At 67.0% G+C, this 3,806-nt stretch carries 2 protein-coding genes; both read right to left on the bottom strand.

Translation table 11 applies throughout. The features are described from left to right. On the bottom strand, positions 1–1,686 hold a 1,686-nt coding region (locus tag AC1DU6_RS22950), incomplete at its 3' end, for an exo-rhamnogalacturonan lyase family protein (RefSeq protein ID WP_477859838.1). Then, positions 1,683–3,338: an MFS transporter gene (locus AC1DU6_RS22945; RefSeq protein ID WP_477859836.1), complete on the bottom strand. Its 1,656-nt coding sequence runs from the start codon at positions 3,336–3,338 to the stop codon at positions 1,683–1,685. The genes AC1DU6_RS22945 and AC1DU6_RS22950, both read right to left, overlap by 4 nt. Between the last annotated feature and the right edge of the window lie 468 nt (positions 3,339–3,806).

Genomic DNA, 3,806 nt, shown 5'->3' with positions numbered 1-3,806 from the left:
GTCGTAGGTGTGGCGGATGTCGCCGTAGTCCCAGAAGCCGTACCAGTGCCGCTGCTCGACCTCCTTGGCATAGAAGCCGAACAGGAAATCCAGCTTGTCCTCGATCTTGACGCGCATCGGCGTGCTGCGGTCAGGCAGGCTCCACAGCTTGCCGAAGACGCCGGCCGACAGATAGCGCTGTGGCGAGGCGGCCAGTTGCGGCGGCGTCTGCACGGCGGCGGCCATCTGCACGAGGCGTTCGCGGGTCGGCGTAGCGGCCAGCGCCCACAGCGTGATCTCGCTGCTGCGTGCGATGCCCACCGGCGTGCCGAAGCCCTTCTCGTAGTCCTCGTAGGTCATCTCCAGGCCCTCGAGCTCCTGCTCGTGGGTCTCCTGCCCCAGGCCATCGTGATAGAAGCGCAGGTCCATGGCCGGCGCCTCGGGCGAGTGCATCCACAGCGTCACTTGCGCGGCGTCGGTGTGGGCATTGCGGATGTCCAGTTGCGTCGGGTGGCGCTGCCAGAAGTCGCGCAGGCCAAAGGCCACGCCGCCGGTGGCGCCGCCGATATAGCCGCTGCCTGGCGCCCGCTTGCCGAAGGCGGCGGGAATCCAGCCATGGCCGGCCTTGGTGCGCTTCTTGATCTGGAAGCCGTCGGCGCTGAGCTGACTTAAGGAGTAGTCGCCCCAGGCGGGGATGCGATGTTGCAGCTGGCGCACCTGCGTGCCCCATTGCGCCACCGGCGGCGTGGCGCGGCCGGCCAGCTGGGCCTCACGCACGGCAGCACCCGGGTCGCGGCGCAGGCCGGTCAGGTTGCGCACGCCCTCGGCCCACAGGCCACCGGATTCGCCAGCAAAGCGCACATGACGGTCGTAGAGGGCGTCGCGCAGCGGCACGTCGAAGCGCAGGCCGATACCGCGCAGGAAGTCCTTCTGATCGTCGCCATCGAAGACGAAGGTGTGCATGACGCGCAGCGATTCGGCGCCGGCGTAGAAATAGAAGCGCACCGAGAAGGGCAGCCATTCGCGGCCGGCGGCGCTACGGTGTTGGCCGTCGACCTTGATGACGGCGCGCACCGGGCCGGTCTGCTCGACGGTCAGTTGTGCGATGCGGCTCTGGAAGGCGGTCTGCGTGACGGCGCCCTGCTCGGCATCGGGCTTGTCGTCGGTCTGGGCGATGAGGGTGCAGGAACCCAGCACCTCGCGGCCGTCGCGCTCGATGCCCTGGATGAGCTTGGCGCCCTGGCGTGGCAGCCTGCAGCGGATGACGCCGGTGTCGACCTCGATGAAGTCAGCCTCCTCGCGCACCTTCACGGTGGCACCTGCGGCGGCAGCACCCTTGCCCGGGCGGATGCTGGGCTGGGTACCGGCATCGACGCCGGCTGGCAGCGCATGCGCCGTCCACTTCAGCGAGCCATCGGGCCACCAGGCCAGCGGCCAGGTCTGCAAGGCCAGTGGCTTGCCCTGCGCGTCCAGCGCGTGGAAGGCCTGATCCTTCCTGTGCTGGCCGCGCGGCCAGGGCAGACCCAACGTGGCGCCGAGCGCCAGCGCGGGGGCGGTGCCATCCAGCCAGCGCAAGCCGAGCAGGTCGTCCGACGTGGCGACGGTCGGTGCGGGCGCCGATGCAGCACCGGCGGTGGTGGCCAAGCCGGTCAGACCCAGAGGCAGGGACGCGGTCTTGAAGAAGTTGCGGCGGCTGAAGTCGGTCATGGGCGGGCTTGCAGAGGTTGCAGCGAGGAGTCGGCGGCGTGGCCGCTGCCGCGGCCCCACAGGCGGTCGTAAGGCCAGCCGGTCAGGTCTTCGACGATGCGGCGGCTGTCATCGGTCTCGGCTTCGGTCGCACCGCTGCGCAGGCGCTCGACCTCGTTGACGAGGACGGCATGCGTGCTGGCATTGAGGCGGAAGGTCCAGGAGGCGATCAGGCCGAACAGCATCATCAAGAGGGGCCCGCCCACCATCAGCCCGGTGATGGTCTGGATGGCCTCGGGGCTTTGCACGATGACCTCGCCGGGGCGGCTCTTGGGCGAGATGTAGCCGCCCAGGTCGATGATCCAGCCGCTGGCGATGATGGCCGCGCTCTGGGCCATCTTGCGCACCAACGTCATCACGCCGGCAAAGATGCCCTCGCGGCGTTGGCCGGTGACGGCCTCGTCGATGTCGGGCAGGTAGTTGTAGACCGACCAGGGCACGAAGTTCAGCGTGCCGCGGCCCAGGCCCGCGAGGACGATGGGCGCGAAGATCCAGAACACCAGGCTGAAGCTGCCGCTTGCCGGGTTCAGCGCGGTGAAGAGGTTGGTGCCCAGCGCCTTGAAGCCGGCATCGAAACCCTCGGGCCGCGACAGGAAGAAGCCCAGGTAGAGCAGCAGCGCCGCGCCGAACAGCGAGATGGCGAGGCGGTAGGCCAGCACGGGGCCGGTGCGGATGACGATCTGGATGGCCACCATCACCGAGATGAGCTGGGCCACGTACATGACCGTCATCAGCTGCGAGATGACGAGGGTCGCGCCCATCAGCACCGTCGCCACGAAGATGGGGAAGGCGGTGTTGAAGATGTCCTGCGACAGGTAGCCGCCCAGGTAGATGGACAGGTGCTGGCGGAAGGCGCGGATCTTCAGCGTCGAGAACAGGTCGCCGAACATCTTGACCGGCAGGGCCAGTGCGGCCTTCAGCGTCACGCCGCCATAGGTCTGCGACATGACCGCTTGTTCGCGCGTGCCGTAGGGGCGCTCCCACGTCGTCAACACGACGATCGTCACGACGACCGAAAAGATGCAGCCAAAGATGGCTGCCATCCAGAAGAAGGTGTCGGGCGAGTCCTTGCCGCCGAACTGGCTGATCAGCAGCGTGGGCAGGTAGGAGGCCAGGATGGCCGAGCTCTGCGCGACGATCATGCGCGCGCCGGCGAACTTGGCCTTGCGCTTGTAGTCCTTGGTCATCTCGGCCGCCAGCGTTTCCCAGGGGATGAGAAACATCGTGTACAGCAGCTCGAAGAAGATGAAGGCAAGCAGGTAGTAGGTGAACGTGTGCCCGGTGCGGAAGATCAGCGCGAAGCTGGGCAGCAGCGGGATGGTGACCAGCAGGAAGAGCTTGCGCCGGCCGATCTTGCGGCCCACCCAGGTGTGGCGCAGGTTGTCGGACACATAGCCGATCAGCGGGCAGGTGATGGCTTCGAGCAGGCGCGGCAGGCCGAGGATCAGGCCAGCGTCGACGGCGCTGAGGCCRCAGAAGGTGGTGAAGAAATAGAACAGCCAGCCGGTGATGACGGCCTGGGCGCCGGCGCCCAGCATGTCGCCGCTGCCCCAACCCCAGTAGTTGATCCAGGTGGGTTCTTTGGCGGCTGGGTGGAGGTTTCGGGTTGTCATGTCTGTGCTCTTTGAGCGCTTGTCTCAGCTGCTCTTGTTTTCTGCTGCGAGTGGTGCGGGGATTTCGCCCCCGCAGGCGAGTCACTTTCTGGGCCGCCAGAAAGTAACCAAAGAGCTTCCCCCTGACCGCCCCGCCCTACGCTTCGCTGCGGGTCCCCTGCGGTACTCAGCCCCGAAGCCCCGCGCCGAACTCGCGTCGCTACGCTCTGCTCAAACAGGCGTCGCGAGTCAGTTCTTGAGGTTCGCTGCGCGAACGGGCTTCGGGTCTTCCGTTCCTCGGCGGGGCTAAAAGGGGGCAGACAGAAATACATCCACCACCCGGATTTCGGGTTTGGCTGTTGGGGCTGTTCGGAGCCTCCCCTTCTAAACCGCCGAGAAGCGCAGAAGCCCGAGGCGCGTGCGAAGCACGCTTCGACAACTGACTTAGCGCAGTTGTCTGAACGCAGCGTGGCGAAGTGAGTTCTGCGC

This window comes from Roseateles sp. P5_B10 (genome assembly GCF_056400485.1).
The sequence above is the reverse complement of the archived record's forward strand: the minus strand, read 5'-3'. Positions and strand labels throughout refer to the sequence as shown.